At 30.6% G+C, this 16,338-nt stretch carries 17 protein-coding genes; 7 read left to right on the top strand and 10 right to left on the bottom strand.

The window, feature by feature from the left end:
* Positions 1-56: 56 nt before the first annotated feature.
* The 8 genes from istB (ACWJJT_RS11850) to ACWJJT_RS11815 form a co-directional block, all read right to left on the bottom strand.
* On the bottom strand, positions 57-800 hold the full coding sequence (istB, locus tag ACWJJT_RS11850; protein WP_258280588.1) for an IS21-like element helper ATPase IstB: 744 nt from the start codon (positions 798-800) through the stop codon (positions 57-59).
* Positions 788-2,350, bottom strand: a complete 1,563-nt coding sequence (istA, locus tag ACWJJT_RS11845; RefSeq protein ID WP_258280587.1) for an IS21 family transposase — start codon at positions 2,348-2,350, stop codon at positions 788-790. Before istA (ACWJJT_RS11845) ends, istB (ACWJJT_RS11850) begins: the two co-directional genes overlap by 13 nt.
* A gap of 102 nt (positions 2,351-2,452) precedes the next feature.
* Positions 2,453-4,522, bottom strand: coding sequence for an FtsX-like permease family protein (locus ACWJJT_RS11840; RefSeq protein WP_462954848.1), 2,070 nt, complete (start codon positions 4,520-4,522; stop codon positions 2,453-2,455).
* The gene (locus ACWJJT_RS11835) at positions 4,512-5,279 is read right to left on the bottom strand and encodes an ABC transporter ATP-binding protein (RefSeq protein ID WP_216302073.1); all 768 of its coding nucleotides are present in this window, start codon (positions 5,277-5,279) and stop codon (positions 4,512-4,514) included. The genes ACWJJT_RS11840 and ACWJJT_RS11835 overlap by 11 nt, the downstream gene beginning before the upstream one ends.
* A gap of 94 nt (positions 5,280-5,373) precedes the next feature.
* On the bottom strand, positions 5,374-6,408 hold the full coding sequence (locus ACWJJT_RS11830) for an ATP-binding protein (RefSeq protein WP_462954847.1): 1,035 nt from the start codon (positions 6,406-6,408) through the stop codon (positions 5,374-5,376).
* Positions 6,405-7,073 carry a response regulator transcription factor gene (locus ACWJJT_RS11825; protein ID WP_462953427.1) on the bottom strand — a complete coding sequence of 223 codons (669 nt, stop codon included), beginning with the start codon at positions 7,071-7,073 and terminating at the stop codon, positions 6,405-6,407. Before ACWJJT_RS11825 ends, ACWJJT_RS11830 begins: the two co-directional genes overlap by 4 nt.
* Positions 7,074-7,269: 196 nt before the next feature.
* Positions 7,270-7,449: a hypothetical protein gene (locus tag ACWJJT_RS11820; RefSeq protein ID WP_462954846.1), complete on the bottom strand. Its 180-nt coding sequence runs from the start codon at positions 7,447-7,449 to the stop codon at positions 7,270-7,272.
* Positions 7,450-7,866: 417 nt separating this feature from the next.
* Positions 7,867-8,229, bottom strand: a complete 363-nt coding sequence (locus ACWJJT_RS11815; RefSeq protein ID WP_462954845.1) for a hypothetical protein — start codon at positions 8,227-8,229, stop codon at positions 7,867-7,869.
* A gap of 292 nt (positions 8,230-8,521) precedes the next feature.
* Between ACWJJT_RS11815 and ACWJJT_RS11810 the strand changes: the two genes are divergently transcribed.
* From ACWJJT_RS11810 to ACWJJT_RS11795, 4 genes are all read left to right on the top strand, one after another.
* Positions 8,522-8,755, top strand: coding sequence for a MerR family transcriptional regulator (locus ACWJJT_RS11810; protein WP_462954844.1), 234 nt, complete (start codon positions 8,522-8,524; stop codon positions 8,753-8,755).
* Positions 8,756-8,816: 61 nt separating this feature from the next.
* Positions 8,817-10,412, top strand: coding sequence for an IS21 family transposase (gene istA / locus ACWJJT_RS11805; RefSeq protein WP_462954843.1), 1,596 nt, complete (start codon positions 8,817-8,819; stop codon positions 10,410-10,412).
* Positions 10,409-11,173, top strand: a complete 765-nt coding sequence (gene istB / locus ACWJJT_RS11800) for an IS21-like element helper ATPase IstB (protein ID WP_253198316.1) — start codon at positions 10,409-10,411, stop codon at positions 11,171-11,173. Before istA (ACWJJT_RS11805) ends, istB (ACWJJT_RS11800) begins: the two co-directional genes overlap by 4 nt.
* A gap of 99 nt (positions 11,174-11,272) precedes the next feature.
* On the top strand, positions 11,273-11,905 hold the full coding sequence (locus ACWJJT_RS11795) for a GyrI-like domain-containing protein (RefSeq protein WP_462954842.1): 633 nt from the start codon (positions 11,273-11,275) through the stop codon (positions 11,903-11,905).
* Positions 11,906-12,123: 218 nt separating this feature from the next.
* Here ACWJJT_RS11795 and ACWJJT_RS11790 read toward each other — a convergent pair whose 3' ends face one another.
* Entirely contained in the window at positions 12,124-12,882 is a 759-nt protein-coding gene (locus ACWJJT_RS11790; protein WP_216302087.1) for an MBL fold metallo-hydrolase, read from the bottom strand.
* Positions 12,883-12,991: 109 nt separating this feature from the next.
* Between ACWJJT_RS11790 and ACWJJT_RS11785 the strand changes: the two genes are divergently transcribed.
* The 3 genes from ACWJJT_RS11785 (at position 12,992) to ACWJJT_RS11775 (ending at position 15,009) form a co-directional block, all read left to right on the top strand.
* On the top strand, positions 12,992-13,405 hold the full coding sequence (locus ACWJJT_RS11785) for an Lrp/AsnC family transcriptional regulator (RefSeq protein ID WP_462954841.1): 414 nt from the start codon (positions 12,992-12,994) through the stop codon (positions 13,403-13,405).
* Positions 13,406-13,506: 101 nt separating this feature from the next.
* The gene (locus ACWJJT_RS11780; RefSeq protein WP_462954840.1) at positions 13,507-14,478 is read left to right on the top strand and encodes a helix-turn-helix transcriptional regulator; all 972 of its coding nucleotides are present in this window, start codon (positions 13,507-13,509) and stop codon (positions 14,476-14,478) included.
* 72 nt (positions 14,479-14,550) lie between these two features.
* Positions 14,551-15,009, top strand: a complete 459-nt coding sequence (locus tag ACWJJT_RS11775) for a GyrI-like domain-containing protein (RefSeq protein WP_462954839.1) — start codon at positions 14,551-14,553, stop codon at positions 15,007-15,009.
* A 124-nt stretch (positions 15,010-15,133) separates the two neighbouring features.
* On the opposite strand, the gene ACWJJT_RS11770 is transcribed toward ACWJJT_RS11775, so the two are convergent.
* Entirely contained in the window at positions 15,134-16,327 is a 1,194-nt protein-coding gene (locus ACWJJT_RS11770; RefSeq protein ID WP_462953422.1) for an ArsA family ATPase, read from the bottom strand.
* Between the last annotated feature and the right edge of the window lie 11 nt (positions 16,328-16,338).

Genomic DNA, 16,338 nt, shown 5'->3' with positions numbered 1-16,338 from the left:
AATTTCGGCAAACTATTTTACTGAATTTATCCCAGTATATTTTTACCATTTAACTGCTAGAATATAGATTTTCTGTGCTCCAATCTATAGCTCTTTCCAATCATGTTAAAAAGTTCGCATCTATAAGATATTCTATCTAATACAGCTGTTGTTAATGCTGGGTCTCCTAAAAGCTCTACCCATTCTTCGAATCCTTTGTTAGAAGTTATAATTAGTGATGCCTGTTCATGAAGGGATGATATTAATTGAAAGAACAAATTAGCCTCATCTCTAGTTATAGGAAGATATCCGACCTCATCAATTATAACGAGACTTGAAGAAAGGATTCTATTTAGTTTACCTTTGCTTTTTCTTGATATCTGCTGAGTTTTCAAAACATGCATCAGATTATCCATAGTTACAAAACTTACCTTATAACCTGCCTCAACGGCTTTATAACCCAAGGCAATAGCTGTGTGAGACTTCCCAACGCCCGGTGGGCCTAAAAATATAAGATTATACATCCTATCTATCCATTCCATTTCCATGAGTCTGTTTATTTGTTTCTTTGTTATTGATTTTTGAAATAGAAAATCAAATTCCTCCATTGTCTTTTTAACTGGAAAGCCAGCATATTTAAGTCTTTTTTCTTGTGTTTTCTGATCCTTCAAACCAACCTCATTTTTAAGTATTGATAACAGAAAGTCTTGATAGGAAACATTACCTAACTCGCCTTTTTCAATAATTTTATCTGCATCTACATTTAAATAGTTTAGCTTAAGATTTTTGGCATACTCTTTGATTAATTCTAATTTCTCCATGATTGCTTGTCCTCCTTCAAAGCATCAATATAGTCACTTATACTTCTTACTTCCGGTTTTAACCCTCTATACTTTGATGGTATAGATAACTTATCAATTACAGATTTTTTATCAACTTTTGCAATATCCTGTATCGCAAGATATTCAAGGGTTTCTTTAAACATTCCAGCACTCCACAAGTTTCGTATAACACAATAATTCAATGCTTGTTCTATTAGCGAAGCTTCATATGAATGTACTATATTTAGTATTGATCCAAATTGATCTTTGCAGTATCTTGGTTTTTCACGTTTTATGCCATCTAGTAGCATTTTTGCATTTTCAGTTTTACCGAGAGCAAAAAACAATCTTTCATAAACTTGGTCAATAGAACTGTGAATATCCCGTTCGGGATGAATTATTTTTATAAGTTCACCCTGCCTTGTGCTTACTTGATGACTTGCTATTAATACACCTGTATCAAAATCAACTATATTCATTTTGGAGCCTTTTATCATTAATTTAAGTTCTTTACCTGGGCTATAAGTTCCTTTGGGCACTTGATACCTGTTCTGTTTATACAAAATTACATTGTTTTTTCGTACAGCATAAGTTAAACTAGTATTAGATGAATTTTTTTCAAAGAGTTCAGGTACTGGTAGCAAGTGTTTCTTTTCGAGAGCAAACACTTCTGCCGGTATTTTTTTCGTTATTTCATGTTTTTTACCATTGCCTGTTCTATCTAGCCATTTGAATGAGTCTTCATTAAAGGAATCAACATCTATAAATACTCTGTTTATAGCAAAGTTATATTTTGAGTATTTTACCACAGATTCTATTTTCCCCTTACTTTGAGGATCAAAACCTCTACAAAGCCTAACTTTATATTTCATAGTATTAATATAATTTTGAAAACCTTCGGTATAAATAATGTCTCCAGAATTCTCGGCTACTGCAAGCACACGATCTTGGTCATACACTATTTCAATAGGCATACCACCAAGATATTCAAAAGCTCGATTATGAGCATCAATAAAAGAGGCGGTAGTAAATGGTTTGTCTGTCCAAAGTATGTATTTATACCTTGAATGTGATAAAACCATTGCAAAGCAATACACTTTTACTTTGTTTCCATTTAATCTTTTGAGCCATATTTGACCCATATCAACCTGAGCTTGGTAGCCCATGGGAAGTTCATGTACTTCCTCAAATTGTCTTATTGGCGAAGCCTTAGGCAGATTGTATTCTTTCCTTAAATTACTAATATAAAGCCTTAAAGACCTTTCTTTAAATTTTACATCACCATATCTTTCCTTTATCCAATCAAGTACTTGTGCTGCTGACATATCTCTGAAATCAGTAATCCATTCTAAAATATCATCTTTGTAGATATCAATTTTTTTATGTCTATTCTTCGATTGAATAGTGACTTTAGCATATTCACCAGGATCCATGTCCCAATACTTTTGAACTGTTTTGTAATTTATATTTAGAGCTCTTTCAACCTGTGATTTATTAAATCCAAGTGCTTTATATTGTTTTATTTCACTAAACATATTCCATCCTTTCAATTTTAAATTCCCCCTCTGTAAAATATATCTCTAATTGTATCAGAGAAGGAATTATTATTGTACTTAACTGGAAATTATTCTCCTTTTTTGTTTGCCGAAATATCACCCTTTTAGTTTACCGCTAACAACGTTCCTCTTAAATGTATAATATGTTGCAAGAAAATAGCATATATAGATAATTAAAATTATTGCCAATGATATACCTATGTTAAACACAAATGCGCTATCCCCTATAAAGACGCTTATTACTTTACTGTTTATGCCTTCAAAATTATACATACATATTATGAACCCTATTATGGCTACCGATATTGGCATAATAAAGTACAATGCTATTTGTTTTAATATTATCTTATTGATTTCATTATTGTCTATTCCTAATTTCTTTAGCGTTTTAAATCTTTCCTTATGCTCAATGGAGTCTGATAACTGTTGCAAAGCAAGAACTGTCAAACTAATCATTAATAAGACTGTTCCTAGGTACATTCCTAGTATTCTCATTGCTAGTGTAGCATTTAATATCTCACTAACTTCAGCTACTTTTATGTTAGTAAAAATCGGATAAAAAGCTCGAATTTTATATTCACTTAGTACCTTACTATAGTTTTCCTCAAACCATTGTGGTACATACTGTTTTTCAAAGCCTAATGCCTTATCATAACTAATCTTCTTTTTTGTATTTGCGAAAAGATCAGTGCCGGCTAATATTAATTTTTTACACCATTTATCAGGAACTACTATCAGAGCATTTGTATTTCCGCTATAGATACCTTCTCCAATAGATTCTTTATAGTATGAATTTGAGCTAATCTTTAAGTTATTACTATTTATGTTAATAGTTGAATTTTCTTTTATATAATTTTCAATATCAGTATCTTCTATCATTTTCGCCCATTGCATGGTAAACTCATTATTATTTAGCGTTACTTTCTCATATCCTCGCATTTTCCTTAGCTTATTATAATCACTTAAGCTAATTACTAACATAGGCTTTTTTCTTTTATCTCTTGCCTTAAAATCATCGACATTTAAGAAATATTTCTCTGCCTGACAGTAATCATCCATATTATAGTCATCATTATTTAGATGTTCTATTATTTTCTTATAATCTATTTTAAGTAAATTACTTTTTTTAGATATATCACTTCTATCTGAAATTATAGAATAATCATTGTTTATGATTATATCGTAAGGCACTCTATAATCTAGAAATCCTAAAGTCCATTGTGACATCAGTAAAGTTAGTGAAAAGCTTAATGCAGCGCCTAAAAATGTTATTGAAATTGTGGCCATTAAAATAGGCGCTGTCTTTATTTTTGAAACTATAGCCCCTATTAAAAATAAGTTTGTATATTCATATTTAAAATTTGTCCACTTATCCTTAACATCAATAATTATATACGCTAATGAATAAAACAATGCATATGTTCCTATAATGTATCCTATTAATCCTACTGCTATACAAATTGCCTTATCACCTTCTGTAACTGTAGTTTTTAAAATCTCATAAGAACAATATCCACAAACACTATATAGAACTATTGCCACAATAAATATGCTTACATATACAAACTTACTTCTTTTAAACTGAAACTCTGTTTTCTTTTGTGCATTTATCATATCAATAATCTTAACTTTCCCTAAAGCTTTCATATTGAAAAATCCAATAATACAAAACATAACTATAAAAAATATGAACGTTATAATTACAGTATCCATATATAATTTAAAAGAGAAATTTATGCTCTGCTTTGCAGTCATAAGAACTATTGCAGTAACTACTTGTGAAAATAATGTGCCTATAAAAATCCCTAATATAATTGAAGCAATTCCGATTATTAGCATTTCTATAAAAAACATTAATGCGACGCTTTTCTGCTCAGTTCCTAGCAATATATATGTAGCAAATTCATTCTGCCGTCTTTTTATCATATATTTGTTTACATATCCTATAAGTAATACTAATAAAGCTGTAACTATATATGTGGAATATTTCAATATTTGCTTTAATAGTTCAAGGTTAATAGAATCCTCTGTTATTAATTCATAGCTTGAGCTTGACATTGATGTAAACGCATAGAACAAGCTTACACATAATGTTATTGTTATAAAGTAAATTAAATAATCCTTAATAGACTTTTTTGCATTGTTAATTGCTAGCCTAACGTACATCTCTTATGTCACCTCCTAGCAGTGCAACCACATCTAAGATTTGATTTAAAAATTGTTTACGTGTATTTTCTCCCTTAACGAGTTCCGTGAAAATCTTACCGTCTTTAATAAATAGAATCCTCTCACAATAACTTGCTGTAAATGAATCATGCGTTACCATTAAAATAGTTGCTCCTAATTCCTCATTTAAATGTGAAATCATTTCTATTAGCATCTGAGACGCTCTTGAATCTAATGCTCCCGTTGGTTCATCTGCTAAAATAAGTTTAGGATTTGTTATCAACGCTCTTGCACATGCAGAGCGTTGCTTTTGGCCTCCCGATACCTCATATGGGTACTTTAAGAGTATATCTTCTATACCTAATTCTCTAGCAACTTTACTTACTTTTCCATCTATTTCATTCTTTTTACATCTATTAATTGTTAATGCTAAAGCTATGTTCTCATGAATAGTCAAAGTATCTAATAAGTTGAAATCCTGAAATATAAACCCTAGATTCTCTCTCCTAAACTTTGCAATATCCTTCTTACTTATCTCTGTTAAATCCTTATTATCTATATAGATGAATCCTGAACTAACTTCATCAATAGTTGCTATAATATTTAATAGTGTGGTTTTTCCGGACCCAGAAGGCCCCATAACCCCAACAAATTCTTCTCTAAAAACATCAAAACTAATATCATCAATCGCCTTTACTACATTCCCCTTGTTACCATAATACTTTTCAACATTTTTCAAACTTAATATCTTATCCATTACTCTCACCCCAATACCATTGTACATTATTTATATTACACCTAATTCGATTAAACCTTACTTTTATGTTACAACTTTGTCACCAAAAAAATTCCTACACCTTATGGTGTAGGATTAAATTTGAGTTACTAAAACTTCCCTTTGGGAAAGCAATTATTACTCTGGTATATAAATTTTCATTTGATTCTAATGTTATTAATAAACCTAATTTGTCACATAATTTTTTACAAATATATAATCCTATCCCTGTAGATTTATTATTAAGCCTTCCTTTGGTTCCTGTGAATCCTTTTTCAAACACACGATTAATTTCATTCGATGGTATTCCTATACCGTTGTCTTCAATACTTAACTGAACACCATTTTTAATATCATCTGTATATATTTTAACCTTTGGAAAATTCTTTGTTCTATACTTTACTGAATTAACTATTATTTGATTTAATATAAACTCTAACCATTTGCTATCACAATAAATGCTTTTATCTAGGCTTATTAACTCAATATCTATACCGCTAGAAATAAATATTTGTTTATTTCTTATTAGAACATGACTTACACATTGCTCTAGCGAAATCTCTTTTATAAGATAATCCTTTTCAACTTCCTCACTTCTAGCATAAAATAAAGCCTGTTCAACAAATCTATCTATATTCTCTAATTCTTCTAAAACTACTCTAGAAGTATTCGTCTTATTATTTTCTTCTATTAACTTAATCGATGATATTGGTGTTTTTACTTCGTGAATCCACTGCTCAATATACTCTTTATAATCTTTACGTTGGACTTTGCTCTTATATATTTCTTCACGCATAGATTTACTAGCCTTTTTCATCATAATGTAGTATGGTACTGAATCACTATATGCTGGTACTTCTATCACTTCACTAATAAGATACTTCTTATCCAATCTATCAATAGTATTTAGGATATCATTAAAATATAATTTTCTTTTTCTATACTCATATGTAAAAAATGTTATAACCACTGTAATCCAAATTACTACTATAACTTTTATGGTATCAAAAGTATTTCCTACACTAAAGAGAAATATTACTAAGGTACCAAGTGATATAATATTTAGTAGTATCACATTAATTATTCCTTTAAAATAATCACTTAAACTCATATTATATACCCTTGTCCTCTTTTAGTTTTTATAAAGTCCTTAACTCCAATATCTTCAAATTTATTTCTTATTCTAGTAATGTTTACAGTAAGGGTATTATCATTTACAAATAATGAACTATCCCATAAATACTCCATAATATCTACTCTAGATACTATCGTGCCTCTGTTATTTAATAAGTAATGAAGTATTTTCAACTCATTTTTAGTAAGATCAACTTCATTACCATTGTGCTCTATGGTGCTAGATAATATATTTAACCTTATGCCATTATACTCAACCACATCCATTGTTTTTTCATTAGGGTAGGCTCTTTTTAAAAGCGAATTTATCCTAGCTAATAAAATTTGAGTATTATATGGTTTTGTAATAAAATCATCTCCACCTAATGTTATACTCATAAGCTCGTCAATGTTAGTATTTCTGCTTGTAACAAATATAATTGGTACTGTTGAAAAACTACGTATTTCTGTACATATCTTAAACCCATCATCATAAGGTAAATAAATATCCAACAAAATTAGATTAGGACTTCTCTCCTTAACCAATTTAGGAATTTTATTAAATTCATTAGCTTTTATAACAGAATATCCATTGCATATCAAAAGACTTGCTATTTCATTTTTTAATTGTTCATTATCCTCAACTATCATTATGTTAAACATCTATTACCCCCTATTCTTAGATTAACTTCTATGCTTTATTATAAGACTACATGTATTTGGAGCGCGACATAAAAACACCGTAAAATGCAATTGAATAATACGGTGTTTTAAAGAGATTATTCAGTTTTAATAGTTGCGACGTTCTATGTGAAGATTACGAATTAACCTATCCCTCGCATAATGTATGAAATCCACATTACTTAATGTTGCTTTTTAATTTTACTGTGCTATAACTTAAAACAAATATATCAATAAGCATTATGCAACCTACGACTCTTATTGCAATATCAGAGAATGGTGATATAAACCGATTAATCCCCATACATATTATCGTAATTATCATTATAATTATCATAAATACATTTTTGTTTTTCATTTACTCTTTTCCTCCTTATCAATAATAAAGGTCGCACCACAATATTTTACAACTTCGACGTAACTCTATAGAAATTATAGCATATTATACATATTTCTGCATCGATGTATTTTTATGATGGTGGTTTTTACAATTTTAAATACCGTATTATTCAGTTATCAAAGACCATTGTTCGTACTTTCAATTTCATTAATTATGACGCATTTTAATCAAAGGTTGAAATAACTATTTGCGCCTATTATCCAAACCCGTTCTTACTTATCTAATCCCCTTTTGCTATAAATGTAAACACCCCCCCCTGCAGCGATTACTATCCAAGCCAAAATTACAAATAGGCCATAGGACGATTCAGCACCTATGATTTGACCTTTAAATACCTTTTCCAGTTCTTCTTTGAGAATAATTCAAATTTAATTTTCACATTCCAATGTCTAAAAGACCCAATTTTAACATTATCTCTTTATAATCTACTTTTAAGCCTAGAAGATTAGAGAAAAACTTCATATAATCCTCTATAGTCATCCTCTCACAAAAATCCTCTTCTCTTAATACAACTCCAACACTACCAATATTAGGTTTAATATACTGGTCGTTTCTTACGTCTTCTATATATATTTCACCTTTGGCTGGTGTTTCGTTTCCTAAAATCAAATTCACCAGCAAATCACTTACTTCATTGCTACACTCTATACTTATGGAACTACCTTTGTTTAAATTAATATCTATATCTCTTATCACATTATTCTTTTGTTCTTTGTATAAACCTTTAATTCTAAGCATATAAAACATCCTTCCTAATTTTATATCCTAATATTATCACATAAATACATAATACGTTAATTTTTAGATTACTAATAGGCTCCTTGGTGATATATATTATTTCAAAAATATAGAAAACATGTTACAATTTTATTGTTGGTTTTGTATATTCTAAAAACACCATACATACAGCATTGTAGAAAATGGTAAAGTAACTTTATTTATATAATATTTCTCTAAAATATAAAAGCCCTATTGACACTCCCTTTAGAGGATACTGTAATCTAACTTCACAAGGAAAGGAGATGTGTATATGTTTCGAATAGGCGACTTTTCCAAACTTACGAAAACTACAGTAAAACCATTAAGGTATTATGATGAAATTGATTTATTAAAACCTGAATTTGTGGATGAGGAAACAAACTATCGTTTTTATACAACGAAACAGTTGATAAAGCTTCACAAAATTCAATCTTTTCGCCAAATCGGTTTATCAATTAATGAAATTGTATATGTTAATCTAAAACTACCCCACAATTCTAATTGAAATATCCCCCACCTTACAGTAAACTTTCTTATGAGAGGCATCATAAGAGGGGGAAATGGAGATGATTAAATTGAGTGAAAAACAACACATCATAATATCGGCACATCTAAACGGAAAGTCTCAAAGGTCCATAGCTAGAGAGACTGGAATTGATAGAAAAACCATTAGTAAATATGTTAAAGAATACGAAGTGGCAAGACAAGAAATTTTGAATTTTAATGGAGGAATTGATGATATAAGAGAACTTCAGGACAGTATTGTTGAGAAACCTAAATACAATTGCATAAATAGAAAAAAGAAAAAATTAACCGATGAAATTATAAATAAGATAAAGGGGTATATTGAAGAAAACCAACAAAAACGGCATGCCGGGAGGCATAAGCAGCAAAAAAAGAAAATTGATATATATGAAGCGTTAAAAGAAGAGGATTACGATATAAGTTATCCAACTGTGAGTAACTATATAAATAAATTACTTGAGAATGGAGCCGAGGCATTTATAAAATCAGAATATGAGCTTGGGGATATTTGTGAATTTGATTGGGGGGAAGTAAAGTTAACTATTAATGCTGTGGATAGAACATTTCAAATGGCTGTATTTACATCTGCAAAAGGGAATTATAGATATGCACAGTTATTTGCTAAACAAAATTCAGAGTGTTTTCAAGAAGCTCATGCTTTGTTTTTTGAACATATAGGACAAGTATATAGAACAATCGTTTATGATAACATGAGAGTTGCAGTTAAAAAATTTGTAGGACCTACTGAGAAAGAACCTACGGATGCATTGCTTAAAATGTCCATGTATTATGGCTTTGATTTTAGGTTTTGCAATACTCGAGCTGGAAATGAAAAAGGTCATGTCGAGCGAAGTGTAGAGGTAGTACGACGTAAGTCTTTTTGTAAAAATGATAGTTTTAAATCATTAGAAGAAGCTAATAAATTTCTGATGGAAACATGCGATAAATTGAATAGCCAACCACATAAAATAAAAAATATGAAGACTGCAAAAGAAATTCTTAATGAGGAAAGACAACATATGGGGCCTTATATTGCAAAACTTGACACTGCTAGGATAGAAGAACCTAGAGTGGATAAATATTCGACATTCTCAGTGAATACCTGTCGGTATTCTGTACCTGATATATATGTTGGAAAAAGAATATTCATAAAAATATATTCCAATGACATTGTTTGCTTTAGTGAGGGTAAAAAAATAGCTTCCCATGAAAGGAAGTTAGGATTTTATGAATGGTCTATTAAGCTTGAACATTATCTTAATACCTTTAAAAGAAAGCCAGGATCATTAGCTTCAAGCACTGCAATGCTACAAGCAGACCCTAGGATTCAAAACATCTATGATACCTATTATAACAAAAAAGAGAAAGATTTTATAGAATTACTTTTATTTATAGGTAAAAGCAATATCTCTAAGGTCCTAAATGCAATAAATTTATTAAATAAAATAAATCCTACGGATATAACAACCGAAAAAATAAAGTCTATTTGTAATAGAGATTATACTAATTTTATCGAAAATAATGTTATCCAACTAAATTCAACTGTTGAATTTAAACCTAACGGTTTACTAGATGTGTATAAATCTTTAATACCAATATCAACGGAAGATTTTAATAATGAGGTGGCTATAATATGATAAATAAGAAGAAATTATATAAAGATATTGAAGAATTAGCAATAGATCTTAAACTTGCAGGTATAAAAAATAACTTTGAGGTGGGTGCGAAAGATGCTTGCATTAATGACATAAGCTATGAAGAATTTCTTTACAAATTATTGGAAAAAGAATCTGTTTTAAGAAGTGAAAGTAGTAAACAAAATAGAATTAGAATAGCAAAGTTTCCTTATAAAAAATATATCGAAGATCTTGTAGTTGAAGATTTACCAGTTGATGCTAAAAAGAAATTAAAGACGTTAAGTTCACTTGGATTTATTAGTACAGGACAAAATGTAATTTTAGCTGGAAATCCTGGGACAGGCAAGACCCACATGAGTATTGGCCTTGGAATAAAAGCTTGTTTAGCTGGCTATAAAGTTCTTTTTATTACGGTATCATCGCTTATCACCCAATTAAAAGAAAGTCGTTCTCAGAAAGTATTAAGAGCATTTGAAAATAAATTTGATAAATATGATTTAATTATTGCTGATGAATTGGGATATATTTCTTATGATAAAGAAGGTTCAGAACTTTTATTTAGTCACTTATCATTAAGAGCAGGTAGAAAATCAACTATAGTAACCACAAATTTATCCTTTGAAAGGTGGAATGAGATATTTAAAGACCCTATTATGACCGCTGCAATGATCGATAGACTTACGCATAAGGCATATATAGTAAATATGAATGGTAACTCCTACAGATTAAAGGAAACTAAAGAATGGCTCGCAAAACAATAATAAAATTTTCCTTCACTATATAATTAATTTGGAGGGAATATTATTTTTTTACAATTTTTGGTGGAGGAGTTTTGGGTTAGAATATGGGGGAGTTTTCACTTGACAAATACAGAAATCAAGCTGATCATGTCCGGACACTGTATAGAATTAATTTTGGAAAAACGAAAAAGTGAAATTGAAGATACTATCGCTGAAAGTAATTCACAGCTCTCTCGAATTGAATTTATATTACAAGGGAAAGGGGAGGAGTTAATCATGAATTATCAAGCGATTTTAAAGGAACTACCAGAGTGTATCGTCTATTCAAAGAGGATTACAGTACCAAGTTATGACTCATATTTTGAGATCATACCGGCAATCGGAGAAGAGGTTACTGCAGCAAATCCTGAATTAAAATGTACTGTTCCTGAGTACTGCTTCATCAAGTATATTGACAATGAATACAAAGATAAAGATATTAACATTGAATTCTGCGAAGCGGTAGACAAAATGGGTAAAGAAACTGGCGATATTAAATTTAAGAAGATTGAAAGTGTATCTGCAGTTTCCATTATGCACAAGGGTGCATATGCTGGGCTTGCAAAGGCGTATGCATTTGCTTTTAAGTGGACTGAAGATAATGGATATATAGTTGTTGACAGTCCACGAGAAAACTATATCGATGGTATTTGGAATAAAGAAAGCGAAGATGAATGGCTTACCGAGTTACAAATACCTTTGATAAAGAAATAAACTGGGGGATTATTAGCATAATCTTTGAGCTATTTATGTCGCATCCTTCATAAATAGCTCAACAATCATAAATATACGATTGCTGAACAATCGTTAAGTATGCCATTATCTGATTGGTTTGCGACACCAATACTATTAATTGCAAGCGCTTTAATGATCATTGGCGGTCTTAAAACAAAATGATAATATTCTTTTAAACTACTTTATAATGGGAGCCTTTAACTTTTAAAAGATAATACTTCTCCATCTTCGGGTATAGATACATTAATACTAATACTATTAGCACTTAAATAACACTTCAAGCCCTTTCTTGATAATCTGCAATGATTCCATGCCTCCATGTGTACAGCAACAATCTTTATATTTTCATATCTACGGCATAATTCATGTAAATCTTTTGTTGTCATAGTAATAGGTTTTCCATATTTAAATTGTGCACCACCACAATTGCAAACAACTATTCCAGGTTTAAAGTTTTCTATAGACTTTTCAACTTCCGTGCACCATACTGTATCCCCCGCAATATAGACAGGAATTTCGCCTTTTAAAGAAATAACAAAACCAGATACTGGTGCCATTTTCATAGCAAGAACACCGTGACCATGTTTTCCTTTAGTTCTATTAAAAATTATATTATTCCAAGTATAATTATCCTGAATTGCGTATACATCAGTAAACCCATAGGATTTCAATTTCATTTCATCTTCTGGTTGGCAGAATATTGGAATGCTTTTAGGAAGTAATTTTGCTGCCGCATCATCAAAGTGGTCCCTATGAGTATGAGTAACAAGTACAGCATCACAATTAGTAATATCATCGATACTTATAGGTAATTCTACTAAGGGATTATATTTTTGATTTGGTACATTCCCAATAGGAGCTATAGATCCTGCTTCGCTTAATACAGGATCTACAAGTATTCTCTTATTATTTACAGATAATATTAAGGTAGCATGACGAATTAATTGAATTTTCACTGTTCATTCCTCCTGTTGTTTTATATACATTTATTATATAATAGAAATTACTTGATTAGAGAAAGTAAAAGAGTGAAAATAATTTCGTCATGAAAGGATTTTATATATTATGCTTGATCAAACAGATATTCAAATTTTAAATATTCTTACAAAAAATTCACGTATGCAATGGCAGGAAATTGGCCAAGAAGTTCATTTAACTGGACAAGCAGTTAGAAACAGAATAACTAAAATGGAAAATTTAGGTGTTGTTGAATGCTATACTATAAAAATTAATTCTGCGTTAATTGGTAAGCCCTTAACTGGTTTCATAACTGTTTTTATGAAAACAACTGACCATTTAGCATTTCAAACATATATACATAATAATTCTATAATAACTGAAGCCAACAGAATAAGCGGAGAAGGCTGCTATATGTTAAAAGTAACTGCATCTTCTCAAGAAGAAATAGTACAACTGTTAGATGAAATTTTAAAATATGGAAATTATAAATTAAATTTATCCATAGAGAATATAAAATAGTAAGGTAGCTCCAGTACACCACCCCCGATAACATTATACGTTTTTTTCTCCCACCTACAGGCCACTAATTAGTGAAAAATTAATAATAAGGATGTGATTTCATGAGACTTCACAGGCTACTCGGAATTATTATGTTGCTTAATACACGAGGAATAATGAAAGCCGGAAATTTATCAAAAATACTTGAAACCTCAGAAAGAACTATATACAGAGATATGGATATATTGTGCGAATCAGGTATTCCTATTTTATCAATTCCAGGTCCCAGTGGAGGTTTTTCTTTTGTTGAGGGGTATAAAATCAATTCTAATAACCTAGCGAGCGGAGATGTAGTTAATCTATTGCTTTCAGGTATGGGTATACACTCAGAAAAAAATACTGAAATGTCGCAGCAACTAAAACTTGCCGTCATTAAGCTTGAAAATAGTGTATCAAAGGAACATAGAGAAGAAATTATTAAAGCTAAGGAAAGGTTTTTTATTGATTCGCAACCTTGGTGGGGCACGCGAATACAAAATCAGAATGTAGATATAATTAAAAAGTCAGTGCTTAATTTAAAGAAGTTAAAAGTTCACTATAAAAAATTTGATGGAGAAGTATCCGAGAGGATTCTAAGACCTTATGGTGCGGTGGTAAAAAATTCTGATTGGTATGTGGTAGCGTTTTGTGAATTAAAAAACGAGATTAGAATTTTTAAATGTAGCAGAATTGAAAGTATTGAAGTTCTAGATGAAAGCTTCAGCATGGATGAGAACTTTAACCTGGGAAAGTTTTGGGAAAATAGTAAGCATCAATTTGTGAGACAATCCTACCTCAAAGTAAACCACGCTTCATACCCTGTTAAAATTAAATTCTATGAGGAAAAGAAGCAGACCCTTGAAGGCTTTTGTGTACTCTCTTCCATGAAAGTTAATGATAATTGGTTTTATGATATCGACATGATAAGTTTTCAAACTGCCTCCAATGTAATTTTCCCTTTAAGTGATAGAATTGAGGTTTTAGAGCCTATAGAGCTTAGATCGTACATAATTAGAAAAACAAATATAATTTCAAATTTATATAGGGCTACATAATTCCTGACATACTGTTGGCAAGGATTCCCTGATATAATTGTGATATCAAATAAATGGATGGAGGCAATAATTATGGAAGAAAAAATAGTAAGCTTTGAAGGATTTAAGTCTGTAGGTATACCTTATTTTGGAAACAATAGTAATAGTGAAATTGCTACTCTTTGGGAATCATTTAACAAAAACTGCGGAGACATAAAGCAAAAAAGCAAGTCCATGCTGTATTATGGTATATGTGATTATGGAAATTGTGGAATGGATTCAGAAGGTAGGTTCAACTATACTGCTTGCGCCGAAGTAGACAGCTTTTCTGATGTACCTGAAGGTATGGTAACAAAGGTTGTCCCAGAGGGTAAGTACATGGTGTATACTTATAGTGGAGCTATAAAAGATTTAGGTGCATTTTACAATGATGTATTTGAAAAGTTCATTCCATCCTCTTCGTATGAATTTGATTGTAGACCCCTACTAGAATTGTACGACGAGAGATTTATGAATAATGGACAATTTGACATATGTGTTCCTATTAAATAACACTTTTATAACTCATAATTGGGTGACTTCCACCAAATTATGAGTTATTATCACATATAACGAATTATACCTGCTACCCTAGCTAAAATATTGATTTTAAGATAATCAGAACTTCTTATATCTACTAAATATATTTCACTTTTTGCTCCCTAAAATTAAATTGTATTCTTAATTTCCCATCCTTGTAACCGGCTTTAATGATTTCCTTTGATTGTAATTTTTGTGGAAGTACAAAATTTCGTTTTTCATTTTTAATGGAAATACTAATTTCATCTCCATTTTGAAGTAAATTTAATTCATTTTTATCTACAAAAGGCATATTGATATTTAAATAATAGCTTTCATCTGTACTTGATTTTTCAATTTCAAAAATTTTGTCTTTAAAGAGCACTTTGTCTGCAGAAACTTCTTTAAATATACTTTCTCCCATATTTAATAGGACCTCATAATTCCTAACCTCGCTATGCATTAACTCAGTTTTGAAAATTGGTACCGGGCTAAAACTTTCACTTATCTCCTTAAGATTTTCACTTTGAAGCTTCATCCATTTTTCGAAATATCCTTTCCCTCCCTCTTCTGAAATTATTTTATTTACAATAATTGCGTCTACATTAAAATCATAGAGATGCAAATAAGAAAAATTTCTTTTAGCTTCCTTGATAACAATCTTTTCTGGAGTAGTAACTATTCTAAGGCTTACCTTATCCTTTTGGAGCATTAACTTATGGAGTTCATCAATTTTCTTATATAGCATTTCTATTTCATCAAAAGTTCTCTCATCAGGAAGCGGAATCTTTACTGTATGCTCAATTATTGGCTTTGCAATTTTTGCCATCTTTCTTTTCATAGGAAAAATTTTGTCCATCCACCACTTGAAAAGCTCTGGAAACTTCAAAAGCGACATAGTTTCGCCAGTAGGAGCACAATCAACTATTAACACCTCATAGTTATTTTCATCATTAATCTGTTTAATTTTAAGTAAGGAGATCAGATCCTCGAACCCTGGGAAAACCAGTAATTCTTCAACCTCAATGGTTTTTGCATTTTTTAAAAGCATCAATTTTTCTATATAGCCTTTGATATTCCCCCAAATAGCTTCATTTTCAATAAGAGCATCCACCTCTATAGCTTCTAAATTTTCTGAAATTTGGGTAGGTGTATTCGATAGCTTTACACCGAAGGCATCGGAAAGACTATGAGCCTGATCAGTGCTCATTATAAGCACATTTTTCCCCTGCTTTGCAATCTGGCAGGCTGTGGCTGATGCGACACTAGTTTTTCCAACTCCACCTTTTCCTGTATATAAAATAATTCTCATTTTAATCCCTC

It is taken from the genome of Clostridium sp. CM041, assembly GCF_055081035.1.
This window is presented reverse-complemented; position numbering and strand designations above follow the sequence as displayed.